This window comes from Youxingia wuxianensis, assembly GCF_014385085.1.
Classification (GTDB): Bacteria; Bacillota; Clostridia; order Oscillospirales; family Ruminococcaceae; genus Youxingia; species Youxingia wuxianensis.
The window spans coordinates 13,361-28,018 of sequence record NZ_JACRTD010000008.1 but is presented as its reverse complement, the minus strand read 5'-3'; the positions used below and the strand labels follow the sequence as shown (position 1 = coordinate 28,018).

At 44.0% G+C, this 14,658-nt stretch carries 18 protein-coding genes; 12 read left to right on the top strand and 6 right to left on the bottom strand.

Translation table 11 applies throughout. The annotated features are described in order from the left end of the window. Nucleotides 1-5 precede the first annotated feature (5 nt). From H8705_RS10925 to H8705_RS10905, 5 genes are all read left to right on the top strand, one after another. Nucleotides 6-800, top strand: a complete 795-nt coding sequence (locus H8705_RS10925; RefSeq protein WP_262395822.1) for an amidohydrolase family protein — start codon at nucleotides 6-8, stop codon at nucleotides 798-800. A 103-nt stretch (nucleotides 801-903) separates the two neighbouring features. Beyond that, nucleotides 904-1,305, top strand: coding sequence for a VOC family protein (locus tag H8705_RS10920; RefSeq protein ID WP_006876120.1), 402 nt, complete (start codon nucleotides 904-906; stop codon nucleotides 1,303-1,305). A 15-nt stretch (nucleotides 1,306-1,320) separates the two neighbouring features. Then, a complete protein-coding gene (locus H8705_RS10915) occupies nucleotides 1,321-2,808 on the top strand; it encodes a sugar ABC transporter ATP-binding protein (protein WP_262395821.1) in 1,488 nt (495 codons plus the stop codon). Nucleotides 2,809-2,845: 37 nt separating this feature from the next. Further along, a complete protein-coding gene (locus H8705_RS10910) occupies nucleotides 2,846-3,841 on the top strand; it encodes an ABC transporter permease (protein WP_262395820.1) in 996 nt (331 codons plus the stop codon). A gap of 55 nt (nucleotides 3,842-3,896) precedes the next feature. After that, on the top strand, nucleotides 3,897-5,048 hold the full coding sequence (locus tag H8705_RS10905) for a substrate-binding domain-containing protein (RefSeq protein ID WP_262395819.1): 1,152 nt from the start codon (nucleotides 3,897-3,899) through the stop codon (nucleotides 5,046-5,048). 59 nt (nucleotides 5,049-5,107) lie between these two features. Here the strand turns inward: H8705_RS10905 and H8705_RS10900 are convergent, their stop codons facing one another. After that, nucleotides 5,108-5,599 (bottom strand): GNAT family N-acetyltransferase, encoded by a 492-nt coding sequence (locus tag H8705_RS10900; protein WP_262395818.1) that lies wholly within the window; start codon nucleotides 5,597-5,599, stop codon nucleotides 5,108-5,110. Nucleotides 5,600-5,762: 163 nt separating this feature from the next. Between H8705_RS10900 and trkA the strand changes: the two genes are divergently transcribed. Together trkA and H8705_RS10890 are read left to right on the top strand one after the other, a co-directional pair. Then, nucleotides 5,763-7,121, top strand: coding sequence for a Trk system potassium transporter TrkA (gene trkA, locus H8705_RS10895; protein WP_262395817.1), 1,359 nt, complete (start codon nucleotides 5,763-5,765; stop codon nucleotides 7,119-7,121). Nucleotides 7,122-7,184: 63 nt separating this feature from the next. Further along, nucleotides 7,185-8,633, top strand: coding sequence for a TrkH family potassium uptake protein (locus tag H8705_RS10890; RefSeq protein ID WP_262395816.1), 1,449 nt, complete (start codon nucleotides 7,185-7,187; stop codon nucleotides 8,631-8,633). Between the two features lie 87 nt (nucleotides 8,634-8,720). Here H8705_RS10890 and H8705_RS10885 read toward each other — a convergent pair whose 3' ends face one another. The 3 genes from H8705_RS10885 to H8705_RS10875 all read right to left on the bottom strand — a co-directional run bounded on the left by H8705_RS10885 (nucleotide 8,721) and on the right by H8705_RS10875 (nucleotide 12,349). Beyond that, nucleotides 8,721-9,398, bottom strand: coding sequence for a hypothetical protein (locus H8705_RS10885; protein ID WP_262395815.1), 678 nt, complete (start codon nucleotides 9,396-9,398; stop codon nucleotides 8,721-8,723). Further along, entirely contained in the window at nucleotides 9,398-10,918 is a 1,521-nt protein-coding gene (locus H8705_RS10880; protein ID WP_262395814.1) for a DUF1538 domain-containing protein, read from the bottom strand. Before H8705_RS10880 ends, H8705_RS10885 begins: the two co-directional genes overlap by 1 nt. Before the next feature lie 336 nt (nucleotides 10,919-11,254). Next, nucleotides 11,255-12,349, bottom strand: coding sequence for a tyrosine-type recombinase/integrase (locus tag H8705_RS10875; protein WP_262395813.1), 1,095 nt, complete (start codon nucleotides 12,347-12,349; stop codon nucleotides 11,255-11,257). Nucleotides 12,350-12,632: 283 nt separating this feature from the next. Between H8705_RS10875 and H8705_RS10870 the strand changes: the two genes are divergently transcribed. Next, on the top strand, nucleotides 12,633-12,857 hold the full coding sequence (locus tag H8705_RS10870; protein WP_262395812.1) for a hypothetical protein: 225 nt from the start codon (nucleotides 12,633-12,635) through the stop codon (nucleotides 12,855-12,857). Here H8705_RS10870 and H8705_RS10865 read toward each other — a convergent pair. Continuing rightward, entirely contained in the window at nucleotides 12,799-13,176 is a 378-nt protein-coding gene (locus tag H8705_RS10865) for a helix-turn-helix domain-containing protein (protein WP_262395811.1), read from the bottom strand. The two genes, H8705_RS10870 and H8705_RS10865, sit on opposite strands and share 59 nt — an antisense overlap. A gap of 135 nt (nucleotides 13,177-13,311) precedes the next feature. Here H8705_RS10865 and H8705_RS10860 point away from each other — a divergent pair, with 135 nt between their 5' ends. Genes H8705_RS10860 through H8705_RS10845 form a run of 4 tightly spaced genes read left to right on the top strand, consistent with a single transcriptional unit; the run spans nucleotide 13,312 to nucleotide 14,253 of the window. Continuing rightward, complete coding sequence (locus tag H8705_RS10860; RefSeq protein ID WP_262395810.1) at nucleotides 13,312-13,554, top strand: DUF739 family protein; 243 nt, start codon at nucleotides 13,312-13,314, stop codon at nucleotides 13,552-13,554. A 55-nt stretch (nucleotides 13,555-13,609) separates the two neighbouring features. Next, nucleotides 13,610-13,807 carry a hypothetical protein gene (locus H8705_RS10855; protein ID WP_262395809.1) on the top strand — a complete coding sequence of 66 codons (198 nt, stop codon included), beginning with the start codon at nucleotides 13,610-13,612 and terminating at the stop codon, nucleotides 13,805-13,807. Nucleotides 13,808-13,867: 60 nt separating this feature from the next. Beyond that, nucleotides 13,868-14,113 (top strand): helix-turn-helix domain-containing protein, encoded by a 246-nt coding sequence (locus H8705_RS10850; protein WP_262395808.1) that lies wholly within the window; start codon nucleotides 13,868-13,870, stop codon nucleotides 14,111-14,113. 8 nt (nucleotides 14,114-14,121) lie between these two features. Further along, on the top strand, nucleotides 14,122-14,253 hold the full coding sequence (locus H8705_RS10845; RefSeq protein ID WP_262395807.1) for a hypothetical protein: 132 nt from the start codon (nucleotides 14,122-14,124) through the stop codon (nucleotides 14,251-14,253). Between the two features lie 211 nt (nucleotides 14,254-14,464). Here the strand turns inward: H8705_RS10845 and H8705_RS10840 are convergent, their stop codons facing one another. After that, entirely contained in the window at nucleotides 14,465-14,629 is a 165-nt protein-coding gene (locus H8705_RS10840; protein WP_262395806.1) for a YjzC family protein, read from the bottom strand. Nucleotides 14,630-14,658: the final 29 nt, after the last annotated feature.

The window sequence follows — 14,658 nt, the reverse complement described above, 5'->3', positions numbered from 1 at the left end:
GAAAAATGAACGAATATAAGAGTATCGATTCCCACTGCCATATTTATTGCTTTGACAAAACCGATTATTTTAATGATCTTCCCTTATTTGATTACATGAACTTCTATAATATTGAAAAATGCGCCCAAATCGCTGTAAACGAAAGTGATAACGAAAATGTTATCCGGGTGGTTTCCCAGCATCCTGAGAAGTTGTTTGGAATTGCTTACATCAATGTGCGTAAGATGGACGAATATCTGGCAAAACTTCGCCAAGGGGTAAAAGACGGGATTTTCCGGGGGGTGAAAATGCATCCTTATGTGGAGGACTACCAGTTGGATGACCCGAAAATTTACCCTATCTATGAAACCTGCCTGGAACTGGATATTCCGGTACTTTTCCACACGGGAGTACTTCATTTTAACAAGTGGGTCACTGCCAGCGACACAGACAATTTTGATGCGAAGACCTCTTGTATCGGCTATCCGGTACAGTTTGGAAACGTGTTGGAGAGATACAAGGATTTAAAAATAATCTTCGCTCACTTCGGCGGAAACTTCTATCCGGAATTTTTAAGCCTATGCGAGCGGTTTGACAACGCCTATATGGATACCGCCTGGCTGGATCATTACAGCGAGCGCAATCTGCCTCCGGTTACGGTGCAAAGCTGGATTGAACATGCGGTCAAGTTTTTGGGTTCACAAAAGATCTTGTACGGGGGAGAAGATATATATCCCACCGACATTGAAAAATGCAACCTCACCCGGACGCAAAAGGACGATATCCTTTATAACAACGCAAAACGCCTATATAAACTGTAATACCAAAAATGCTTTCCGGCGCGGATGTTTCCCTCTCATGTTTTCGTTTTCTTCTCCTTACCCCGCGCCAGAAAAGGCAATTAATAAAGCAGGGGGATAAAGTATGGATATTAAGGTAATGGGGCTTTCCCATATTGGGTTGCCTACCGCCGACATAGATAATGCCATCAAATTTTATGAATCCCTAGGTTTTGAACTTTTGGTGCTGAAAAAGAATATGGACGGCTATCATTACGCTTATCTGCAAAAGGGTGATTGCATTATTGGACTTCCCCAGTGCCTTTCTCCTGAGCTGTCGCCCCAAAGGCCTTCTATGGGTGCGATAGATCATCTGGCACTAGCGTGTGAAGACATTGAGGCGGCTTATCAGGAATGTATTAAAGCGGGCTGTCGTGTGTTATCGGATGGGATTGTCTCAAATGAAATTTGGGCGCCCAAACGATGCCGGTGCTTTATGATTGAGGCGCCGGATGGGGTTCGCCTGGAATTCCAGCAGATCAGCTGAGCTGGGAGGTAAAAGATGAACGAAATTATCGTTTCTATGAAAAATATTCAAAAGCGGTTTGCAGGCGTCCATGCCTTGGATGACGCCCAGCTGACCTTGCATAAGGGAGAAGTGCTGGGACTGATTGGGGAGAATGGCGCAGGAAAATCGACACTGATGAAAATATTGTCCGGGATCTATCAGCAGGACAGCGGGCAGGTGGAAGTTGACGGCAGAAAAGTGGAATATAAAGTCCCCAAAGACGCGTTGGATGATGGAATTTGTATGATCCACCAAGAGCTTAATTTAATTCCAAAGCTTTCTGTAGCGGATAATATTTTTATCGGACGGGAAAGCAAAAACGGCCCGGTATTGGACAAAGGAAAAGATTATCAGCGCGCGAAAGAACTTTTGACCCGGCTGGAACTGGATATTGATCCCCAGATGACAGTCAGCCGCTTGACTGTGGCAAAACAACAGATGGTAGAGATTGCAAAAGGGATCTCTTACCACAGCAAGGTTTTGATTATGGACGAGCCAACAGCGGCTTTGGCCAACAGTGAAATTGAGGAGCTATTCCAACTTATCCGCCAGTTAAAAGAACAGGGAGTAGCGATTATCTATATCTCCCACCGGTTGGAAGAGCTGATGCAGATTACTGACAATATCACCGTTATGCGGGATGGAAAGTATATCGACACCCTTCACACGGCTCAGTGCGATATGCAGGAACTGATCAGCAAAATGGTAGGGCGTGTCATTTATGAGGAACCGAAAACGGCTTCTCAGGTACCGGCGGATGCCCAGGTAGTACTGGAAGCTCGGAATTTGGTTTCTCCCCTGATTAAAGATGTTTCTTTCCAGCTGCACCGGGGAGAAATCCTGGGTTTTGCCGGATTGATGGGCGCGGGGCGTACTGAGCTTGCCAGATTGATATTCGGCGCCGACTGGAGACAGAGCGGAACTATCTTAAGAGATGGCAAGGAAGTAAAGATAAATTCTCCTACAGACGCGGTTGCCAATGGGATAGGTTATCTTTCTGAGGACCGAAAAACGTTTGGACTGGCGGTAAATTTGTCTATTAGCGACAATGTGGCGTTAACCTGCTGGGATGATTTTACCAAGGCTGGAGTAATTAATAATGCAAAACTGTCCCGGGCAGTGGAAGAGGCTACCCAGAAAATTTCTGTAAAGACTCCTTCTATCCAGCAGATGGTAAGAAATTTGTCCGGGGGAAACCAGCAGAAGGTTGTTATTGCCAAATGGCTGCTGAAAAATTGTGAAATATTTATTTTTGATGAACCTACCAGAGGAATTGACGTAGGAGCCAAGAGCGAAATATATAAGTTGATGAACAAGCTGATTGAAGATGGCAAATCAATCATCATGATTTCCTCTGAAATGCCTGAACTGCTGCGTATGAGTGATCGCATTTTAGTGATGTGCGAAGGCCGGCTTACTGGAGAAATGGATATTTCCCAGGCAACGCAAGAGAAAATCATGTATTATGCCACATTGCGCTGACAGGCGTAGTTCTAATCAAGAGCGAGGAGATAAAGAGATGAGCCAAAATAGTAAAAAATCAGGGGGAGTAAAGTCCATCTTCTCTTCCCAAAGAATGATAGCCCTGTGTACGCTGTTGGTATTATTTGCGTTCTTTTCGATCTTTGGTAAACGGTTTTGTACCGCCGATACAATGATCAATCTGGTAGAAAGCTCCTACTACATCATCTGTATGGCGCTGGGAATGACTTTTATCATCGCGACCGGGGGAATTGATCTTTCCATTGGTACGGTGGGGATGTGCGGTGCGATTGTAGGCGGGGTAGCTTACAATGTATGGGGATTTCCCATGTGGGCCGCTTTGCTTATGATCATTGCTACCACCACCTTATTCGGTGCGCTCAACGGATTTTTAGTGGCCTATTGTAAACTGCCCGCTTTCGTAGCGACCATGGGGGTAATGATGATTTCCCAAGGGGTAGGATATATTATTTCAGAAGTGCAGACCATGCGTTTTCCGATTATTTCCGAACCGGACGGCTGGTTTAAACGAGTGTTTTTTAAATCCTTAAACGGTTTTCCTATGGGAATTATTTATGTGGCTATTTTGTTTTTGGTCGCGGCATTTTTGCTGCGGTATACAAAGCTTGGCAAATACGCCTGTGCCATTGGTTCCAATAAGGAAGCCACCCGGCTCTCCGGTGTTAATACGAAAAGATGGGAATTATCCGTATATGTAGTCAGCGGTATTTTTACCGGATTTGCAGGATTGTTTTACGCGGCTACTTATACCTCCGTTCTTCCCGGTTCCGGCTCCGGTATGGAAATGCAGGCGGTCGCGGCGGTAGTTATTGGAGGAACCTCTCTGGCGGGTGGCTTTGGCACCATTGTTGGCACTTTGATCGGTGTATTTATTATGAGCGTGCTGAAGAACGGCTTGATGACCGTTGGACTTCAGCAGCAGTGGCAGGTGTTCTTTACCGGTATCGCAGTGCTGCTGGCGGTTCTTCTGGATATTTATAAAACCAGTAAAGACGGCCGGACAAAAGGTTAATATGGACGCAAGGGCAAAAGCCCTGCAATAAATGAAAAAGTTAGGAGAAAAAGGAATGAAAAAATTATTAGCTTTGTTTCTCGCTGTAACCTGTATACTTACCCTCGCTGCTTGTCAGGGGGAACAATCCCCGGCTCCGTCCCAGGACGCGTCCCCTGCCTCCGATGCGGCTCCCGCTGATGATGCGGCTGCTACCGACGGGGAAGAAGAACTTACCTTTGAAATGGTGAACTGCGCATTTGCCATTCAGTTCTGTCAGGTGGAAAGAGAAGGCGCAGAGGCCGCGGCAGAAGAACTTGGCGGCGTAAACATCGTTTACAGCGCCCCGCAGGATTCCTCCGGAATCCAGGCACAGATCGATATGATCAACGCAGCTATCGCAAAACAGCCGGATGCTCTGCTGGTAGCAGCTCTTGATCCGGATGCCATCGCTACTTCCCTGGAAACCGCCAAGGCCCAAGGGGTTCCGGTAATCGCTTATGATGTTGCCATGCCCAACGCGCCGGAAGGTACAGTAACCGCCACGGTTTCTACCAACAATTCAAAAGCGGCTGGTTTGGCAGCGCAAAAAATGTTTGAGGATCAAGCCTTTGTAGAAAAAATCAAAGCGGCTACTCCGGAAAACCCGGTTATTGTCAGCGTAATCTCTCCAGATGCGGTACAGACTGCTCATAAATCCCGTGTAGAAGGCTTCAGCAGTGAATTCTTAGCTTTAGCGGAAGAAATCGCTCCTGGTGCTGTAGAAATCAGCGGCCATGTAGCTTTCGAGAAAAAAGCAGAAAATGACCCCAGCGTTATTATTCAAGTGGATATCTCTCCTTCTGCTTCTGATTCCGATATTCGTAATCTGGCCCAGTCGGTTATCAGCAATGAAAACCTGATCGGTATCTTCTGTGTAAACGAAGGAATTGTCACTGGCATTCTCAGCGCCACTACCGACGGCACTGATCTGGATCGGGAAACCGGAAAATACAAAGATCTGCTGATCGCTGGATTTGACGCTGGTAAAACGCTGAAAAATGCAGTACGCAATCAATGGTTCTATGGCGCGGTTGCGCAAAACCCGTATGATATTGGCTATCAGGCGGTCGTCTCCGCAGTAAAAGCTAGTAAAGGAGAAGCTGTCGAGGATATCGATGCACAGGCCAAATGGTACAACTCAGAAAACATGGATGATGAAGAAATCGCAAGACTTCTTTACGATTGATTTTCAAAAATAGAAACAATAAAAAGAAGGCCGGGAGCTTTCCCGGTCTTCTTTTTGTTTTATGATAACTGCAGCTGCATTGTGTAAATCTCTGCTTTTTCCCCTTCAATTTCTATCAGGCGGGGCGACTGCTCGGCAAAAAGAAACCCTGCCGACCGATAGAGACGGATTGCACGCTCATTGGTGGCCCGCACCTCCAGCTGAATCAGGGTAAAACCCTGTTCTCGGGCTTTATTCAGCGCTACGGCGATTGCTTTGGCTCCGATCCCCTGGCCCCGGTAATCCTTTAACAGTCCTATGCCCAGACAGCCAACGGTACTTTCCTTGGAAAGAGGGCGTATGTCGCACCAGCCCACAATGGCGTCTTCGCTTTTTATAAAGAAATAGGGGTAGTTATTTTTAATCCCTTCCCGGATAAACTCCATGGTTTCCTCCAGCGGAAAAGCATGGGTTATTCTTAAGTATTTACGCTCCTGCGCTACGCGCCCAAGTGTCACCCAATATGCTTTTATATATTTTTCCTGGGCGGGAATAATTTCGACCGTGTCCATATGATCACCTCATTCCAGGGGAATTATAACATAAAGCGCCCCAAATGAAAATACAGAGGGGACGGCTTGTTTTTCCTTCTTACAAATGTTAATATTGTATTAAGGCTTTTTGAAAAAATTAAAATAATATAAAGATCATATCCGAAAGCAGAGGAATATATCTATGGAAATCGTCATTATTGGAGATGGGAAGGTAGGACTTACCCTGACCGCCCAGCTTTCCAAAGAAGGACATAATATTGTAATTATCGACCGTGATCCCCAGGTACTGCGGGAAACAGTGGAGCAGTTTGACGTGCTGGGAGTATGCGGAAACGGAGCCAGTCTCAGCGTCCAGCGGGAAGCGGGGGTGGGAAACGCAGATCTTCTGATTGCGGCGACCTCCTCGGATGAGGTGAATATGATCTGCTGCGTATCCGCTAGAAAACTGGGAGTACGCCGCACGATCGCCAGGGTGAGAAATCCTGAATATGCCGAACAGTTGGTATTTTTAAAAGAAGAGCTGGGGCTGAGTATGACCATCAACCCGGAAAAAGCGGCGGCAATGGAAATTCTTAACCTTCTTCGTTTTCCCGCGGCGCTGAAAAGAGATACCTTTGCAAAAGGACGGGTAGAGATTATAGAGCTGAAGCTGAAAGAGGATAACCCTCTTTGCGGAAAGTACTTAAGCGAGCTGGCGAAAGTAGCCAAAGCACAGGTGCTTATATGCGCAGTGGAGCGTGACGAGCAGGTCTATATCCCAACAGGGGCGTTTCAGCTTCAGGAGGAGGATGAGATCTATGTCACCGGCGCCGCCCGTAATTTGGCCGCCTTAGTGAATCATTTGGATATTGAAAGCCGGAAGATTAAAAATGTGATGATGATCGGCGGAGGAAGAATAGCCTTTTATTTAGCTGCGGCTCTTTTACAAGACGGCTGTGCGGTAAAGATTATTGAGATCGATCCTGACCGGTGCGAGCATTTGGCGAGCATCCTGCCTCATGCCCACATTATCAACGCGGATGGAAGTCAGCCCAACATCCTGCTCAGCGAAGGCCTGGCAGATGCGGACGCGCTGATTAGCCTTACGGATATCGATGAGGAAAATATGGTGCTCTCCATGTATGCGAACCACCTGGGAGTATCTAAAGTGATTACAAAGATCAACCGGGTGGAATACGATGAGGTTTTCCGCAACATGGGGATTAACAGTATTGTCAGTCCCAAGAATTTGGTGTGCAATGATATTGTGCGGTATGTCCGCGCGATGCAGAATACCTCGGAAGACGCAGTAATTGCTCTTCACCGGATTGTAAATAACCGGGTAGAAGCGCTTGAATTTTTGGTGTCGGAAGATACGGATTATTTAGGGATTCCTTTGCGGGATATTCAATTAAAACCAGATATTTTGATTGCATGTATTAACCGCAGCGGAGTGATTATCATTCCTAATGGAAGTTCTTATCTGCAAAAGGGCGACAGTGTAATTGTAGTTACGACCGCCGACCGGATGTATTCTAATCTAAACTCTATTTTTGCTTAAGGAGGATGCCCGGAGAAAAGGATATAGCGATCCTTTTCGTTCTCAAGAGAATCGGGAAAGTGTATGAATTACAAAATGATCGCCAATTTGATCGGCCGTATACTTGTGCTGGAAGCGGCTTTTCTTTTGCCGGCGGCGGGGATATCCCTCTATTACCAGGAAACTAAGTCCTGTCAGGCTATCGTTATCAGCGCAGTAGTAACTGCTTTGTTTGGAGTTGCGCTGATGTTTATCAAAGCAAAAAATAAAAATTTTTATGCGCGGGAAGGCTATATCAGCGCGGCGTTAGTATGGATTGTTATGTCGCTTTTCGGGGCGCTGCCATTTTTTCTCAGTGCGGAAATTCCAAGCTACATAGATTGTGTGTTTGAAACAATTTCTGGGTTCACTACTACTGGGGCGAGTATTCTTTCCAATGTGGAAACCCTTTCCAAAGGGCTTTTATACTGGCGGAGCTTCACCCACTGGGTGGGCGGTATGGGAGTGCTGGTATTTGTGCTGGCGCTTCAGCCCATGTCCCGGGGATCCGGGCAGGATGTGCACCTTTTGCGGGCAGAGAGCCCAGGACCGGTGGTTGAAAAGCTGACTCCCAAAATGCATCAGTCGGCAAAAATATTATATGGAATTTATATCGGCATGACTCTTCTGCAAATTTTACTTTTGCTTTTGGGAAAGATGCCTGTCTTTGATGCGGTCACTACCGCTTTCGGCACCGCAGGTACCGGAGGATTTGGAGTGCGGGTGGACAGCATGGCCAGTTACAGTCATTATATTCAAACAGTCGTTACTATTTTTATGGCGCTGTTTGGGGTAAACTTTATTATTTATTACTACATTCTTCTTGGAAAGCCCTCTCAGATATTTCGCAACGAGGAGTTGCGGCTGTATTTGTTTATTTTGCTCGCGGCGACATTGCTGATCTCTTTTAATACCATTTCCTTTTATCACAGTTTCCCGGAAGCGCTTCATCATTCTGCGTTCCAGGTATCCTCGATCATGACGACTACCGGATTTGCCACCGTTGACTTTAATTTATGGCCGCAGTTTTCTAAATGTATTCTTCTGCTGTTGATGATCGTAGGGGCTTCGGCTGGATCTACCGGCGGCGGGATCAAAGTGGCGAGGCTTTTGCTTTTGGGGAAATATGCCCGTTGTGAGAGAAAACGTATTGTCAGCCCCAGGGAAATATCTTTGGTACGAATGGATGGAAAAGTTGTCGATGACGATATCATGCGGGAAGTAAATCTGTATATGACCTCTTATTTTGCTGTGATCGCGGCTTCTTTCCTTTTGATCTCTCTGGATAATTTCGACATAGAGACTACTATTTCCAGCGTTTTGGCGTGTTTAAATAATATTGGTCCGGGACTTGGACTGGCAGGCCCTATGAGCTGTTATGAGGGGTTCAGCAATTTTTCCAAACTGGTGCTGTGCATTAATATGCTGGTAGGCCGACTGGAAATTTTTCCGTTTTTAACTCTGTTGGCGCCCTCTGCCTGGGAAAGAAAATAATCATAAATAAAAAAGAGCCTTCGAATTTCGAAGGCTCTTTTTTATAGCCGTACCGATTAAATCAAAGATTTTCGGATATTTTATTTATTAAAGACCAATCATATCCTGCACCGGCAGGGAAAAAACAATAGCCTGGCTTTCCGTTTTCAGACCGCAGTTTTTATTGATTGCTTCCATAATATTTTTCTTAATATCCTCCGGGGAAAGAATAGCAATAATTTCTTTTTCTGCCTGAATAGACATGCCAAAAAATTTTTCTCCTTCCTCGTCGCTCAGCCCTCTAGCGTGAAGGATGGTGCCGCCGGTAGCTCCGGCATTTTTTGCTGTTTCAAAGACAAAATCCGAAAAACCAGAATTGTAAACTGCTATAATTACACTGAATTTTACTGTATTATCCACTTTCCTCTCCTCCTGTTTTGGCTCATCTTTTTCTCGCTTAGTAAGCATTTTGGCAATTAAGGCGTTTATGCCGGAAAGCGGAAGAGTAAATGCGATCCCTCTCCCCGGGCTTCTCAAATTCATACGTCTGCTGATAGAAGTGAGCAGACCAGGAATTTTACTGTCCGGGACCATCGTAAGGACTACGTCCTTTTCGCTGCTCCCCAGCCCCAACAGGTTTAAAATATCCGAATTGGCAGTGCCGTTTCCAAAACAGGTGAAATTCAAATGAATATGATATTTATTGCATACCTCAAAAATAACTTCCCCCTGTCCACGGTCAACGATTGTTATCAGCAGCCGGATAAGCTCCTGTGTTTTCGCCATCAGTATTCCTCCTCATAATAGATGATAGAATCTGCCAGCGCACCCAGGCGGGCAAGCTCGGTACGAGTTACAGTATGGGATTTGTGCGTATAGAGGAATCCCATCACCTGAATAGCGATCAGAGGCGTCATGGCAACCATTGCCACAATACCAAAAGCATCGGTTAAAATATTGCCGCCCATTCCGCCGCAGGCCCCCATAGCAAAGGGTAAAAGAAAAGTAGCGGTCATAGGGCCGCTGGCCACTCCGCCTGAGTCAAAAGCAATCGCCGTATAAATTTTGGGAACAAAAAAGGAAAGAGATAAAGCAATTATATATCCTGGAATTAAAAACCAAAAAATAGAAATCCCGGCCAATATCCGCAGCATAGAGATCCCTACAGAACACGCTACCCCTACGGAAAGGCAAGTAAACATAGCATTTTGGCTGATAGTGCCGTTAGAAAGCTCCTCTACTTGCTTTGCCAGCACATGAACCGCCGGCTCCGCGCTGACAATAAAATAACCAATGAGCATCCCTAAAGGAACCAGCAGCCATTTTTGAGGGGATTGAGCCAGCGCGGTTCCCAGATAATGGCCTGCCGGCATAAAACCTACGTTTACACCGGTTAAAAAGGTAACCAACCCAATATATGTATAACCTAATCCAATGATAATCCGCAGCAGAGCATGGTGCTGGAATCGTTTGGTCAGCAACTGGAATATCAAAAATAAGAAAATAATAGGAAACAAAGCCACCAATACTTCTTTGAGATATGCGGGAAGATGGGTAGCAAACTGGCTGGAAAGATCGGTGGTGACTGTTACATCCGGCATAGTAAACGGAGTATAGGAAGCGGAAGAAATATTGTAAAAGATGCTTAAAAGCAAAACTGAAAGTATCGGCCCGATGCTGCACAAGGCTACCAAGCCAAAACTGTCCTCATTGGAATGTTCGTCGCTTCGCAGCATAGACATACCAATTCCCAAAGCCATGATAAAGGGGACGGTGATCGGCCCAGTGGTCACACCACCCGAATCAAACGCTACCGGAATAAATTCGTTGGGAGAAAAGTATGCCAAAATAAATACAAGGATATAAAATCCAAGCAGTATATGCGCTAAAGGAATTCGAAATAAAATACGAAGCAGGGCCACTACTAAAAAAATTCCTACCCCTACCGCAACCGTAAGAATTAAAGTAAGATTAGGCACAGGCACCTGAGTGGCAAGTACCTGAAGATCCGGCTCAGCAATCGTGATGATAACGCCGATGAAAAAGCAGCCGATAATGGTGATACCTATCCGGCGGTTTTTTGTCATCTCCACACCGATACCTTCGCCTAAAGGCAGCATGGCTACATCTACTCCTAGGGAGAAAAAACCCATTCCCACAATCAATAATACCGCTCCCAATAAAAACAGCATTAAAGTGCCGATTGGCATAGGGGTAATGGTGAAGCTTAACACAAGTACAATCCCTGTAATCGGAAGAACGGACGACAAGGATTCCATAATTTTTGATTTGAGTTTTTTATCCATTTATCCACCTCTGCTTTCCTAAGTTCATAAAATATTATAGCAAATTTCGTGGGGAAAAAGAAGTTTTATAAAGTAAACTTTTTATAAATAGTAAAGAGAAACATTTAAAACGGAGATATTAATTACTTTCACACAAAATCCTGGAAAACGGTAGGAAAAATGATCACCCGCAAGTTAAAGCTTGCGGGTGTTTTAGCAGTCTTGCAGTGAACATGCTGTTTTCCATTCACTCTTGTGGAACGAAAAAGCCGCTTAAACTAGCTGTTTAAGCGGCTTTGGCGGAGATGAAGGGATTTGAACCCTAAAGAAATGCCTTTATACAGGGGTTTGTTGGCGCTACTGTGTATTTTGTGTGTAATTGTTCAATTTCTGTGCCATTTCGCTTCTACGCTTTTGGGTGATGTGTGTGTAGATATCCAGGGTGGTTGAGATGTTCGCGTGTCCTAACATTTCCTGCGCATCTTTAGGATCGATACCGGCCTCATGCAATATAGTGGCATAGCCATGCCGGACAATATGCGGAGTAACACCCAATCCGGTTTCCCTTTGATAGGCTATCCATAAATCTTCGGCTTTGCTTGCGGTCAGCGGACTGTCTTTCTCACCAAAAATGTATTCTAACGGCCTCCCATTTGGAAGTCGCTCCATCAGGATATCTAACAGAATAATATCCCGAAATCCCCGCTCCGTTTTAGGCTGCTTAATCCGCGGTGCATTTCCTTCATGGTATACACTCTTCGTGATATGTATCACTTTGTTTTTCCTATCAATATCTTTATATTGTAAGGCTAAAGCTTCCCCACGCCTGCAACCGGTATAAAGAAGAAAGTAAGCGAACAAGCCAAATGTTTTTTCTGTACTGGATTTGATAACCTCGATCTCTTCTGGCGTCGGCGCGCGCCGATAAGTACGTTTGCCACCTTTAGGAATTTGCACAAACTCGGCGGGATTGTGTTCAATTATCCCGTTGCTGGCGGCGTATTCAAATATTAAATTGAGCACAAGAAAATAATTTTTAAAGGTTTTCTGCGCCCAGGTGCTAGGCAGTTGGGCGAGATACATTTTAACATCCTTTGCCTGAATATCTTTAAGTAGCATATCTCCGAAATATTCTATCGCTTTATTCATAGCAGGTTTATAGGAACGAAGAGTGTTGTAGGTCACAGTAGGAAAATGAACTTCTTTCCACTCTTGGGCGACTTCTTCAAAAGATGCTCCCTTCTCCTGGACCCCTTGAAATTCAAGCATTTTACGCTCTACTTCTTTTTCACTTTTACCACGGAAAACAACCCTTTTACCGCTAATGGTGACGCTCTTTTCATAAAGCCCATCGGGGCGGCGGTACATCTTTTTCTTTTTCTGAGGGACACCGCAATAACAGCAGAATTTTGCATCATCTGGAATTGGTTTTCGACATTTCTTGCAGTTCAAAACAAACGCCTCCTTAATCCTGCCGAATTAATACATAAATATTAAGAGGTTTTGTACAATTGATAACACTTATAAGTTGTGGTATAATAAAATTCCAACATAAATACTTAAAAATACGACAAAAAGTAGTAAATCACTGTACTGGAATAATTATCCAGTTCAAAAACGTGGTAAATATTGTACAATATAATTACCGCTCTATAGGACATAATTTCGTTTAAATATAGGGCTGACAACATCCTACCACACGATCAACGAAGAATATTATAAGGAGGGGGTACACATGGCAAAGCAAAGTGAAACAACGATAGTAAGACAGAGTAATGACAAATATATGGTGAGAAAATTGCAAACGCCAGTTCCCCCTAAAGAGGATATGACCGATAAACTTGAAGCAAGACGTGAAGCCTTAGATGTGATAATTCGATATTCTAACGACCAGAATGAGGTTACTTCTCGTCTTTTTGATTTTGCCGAGCAGTTATTAAAAGAGTGGCATATTCCATAAGTTTATTCCATTCTTCATCCGTGAACAACCCCAACATTTCTACAAGCTTTTCATACTTAATAGATGCGTCCTCACTAAGATTTAGCGGGGGCGCTTCTTCATACATCCCAACATTATACCCTTGTAGCCACAAAGGATTTATTGAAAGTTTTTCTGCTATTTCTATAGCCGTATCAATTTTAGGAACTCGTTGGGACAGCTCATACCTATTCAGGGTCTGCGCAGGTATATTTATAAGCTTTTCCAAATCAGATAAAGTTAAACCCTTTATGTCTCGATATTCTTTAAGCCTGGCAGATACATTACTTAGCCTTTCCATTTAAAACACCTCCTTACTAAGGATTGTACTATGATTTATCACCAAATTCAATAAAAAAGTCAAAATTACTATTGACTTAATAACCGAACTGTGATATTATTAAATCACCAAATGGTGATGAATAGAGGTGAGATCATGAACACACGTAAATTAAAAGGAGAAATTGTTTCTGTTTTTGGGACACAAGCGAAATTTGCAGATGTTATAGGTTGGCATAAAAATAAAGTATCCAAAATGATATGCAACAAATATAAACCGGACACCGATGAAGTAGCAAAGATTGTTGAGGTACTAGATTTATCAGAAAGCAAATACACAGAAATTTTTTTACCCCAAAAATCACCGAATGGTGATAAAACAAACCACTTACATATATAAAAGCCCCTTTGGAAAAAGTGGAAACTATTTGAATATCTACGAAAGGAGGATACAGATGCCCAGAGAAAAAGAAGCCTACCGGGACAACTTAGAACGTCTATGTGAAGCGTTCCCGGACAAAGAAGCTCTCACATATATAGAAATAGCCCGTTTTTTAGGAAAAAGCCCTACCACCATAAGACGTGCATTTAGGGATATCTATAAGCAGGGCATAGGAATAACAAAGGCTACTTTGGCAAGAAAATTAAGTTAGGGGAGTTTAACTACATAAAACAAAGCCGCCCCGAAGAATTGGTTAAAAGGGAGTAACGGAATGACGGTCACAAATCATAATGCAAACTTACCGGACAACATCAATCGCATTATAAATGAACGAGGACTAAAACAATGCGCTGTTGCTGAAAGAGCGGGATATTCAAGGCAGCAGTTCAATGATATGCTTAACGGCCGTAAAATCATAAAACCCTGTGATACATTGGCAATAGCAGCAGCGTTAGGGGTAGAAGCGGGAGAACTCTATGCTAAAGGGGTAAAAGAAAAAGTTGACAAAAAGAGGTGATATTGTTAATGAAACCAAACCTCACACTAGAAATTGATACGAAAGCCTTAGATGAAGCAATAAAAAAAGCGAACCAATTATTGGAGCTTTTACAGCAAGCAACCCAAATCATTAGTTCGTTAAATGGTTATAAAATTTAATCCCATCCCAGTTGCCGGCGGGAAGGACAAGCCGATACATAAAAATCCAATAGGAGGTGAGAAATTGCATCATTACATTACAAAATATCAAGAAAATGGAGAGACATTTGTAGAGGCGTGGTTACAGATCAACCTATTCGGAAAATGTTATTGCTTTTGGAAGCGAAAAATAAAAATTTAGAGCCGTTGAGGTCAACAACGGCTCTAGGGATTACTTTTTCTTCCATTTATGCCCGCTGTCTTGGGTTGGCGGGAGACGGTCACCAGGATCAATGTTAACCGTCCTAGGATTAGAGACCTGACCTCCACGGGGTCCTACTTCGGTATAAGTACCCGATGGTTTGTTATCTTCACCAGGACTATAAAGTTTTTGCATGTTCAATCCTCCTTTCCTATATTTTGTTT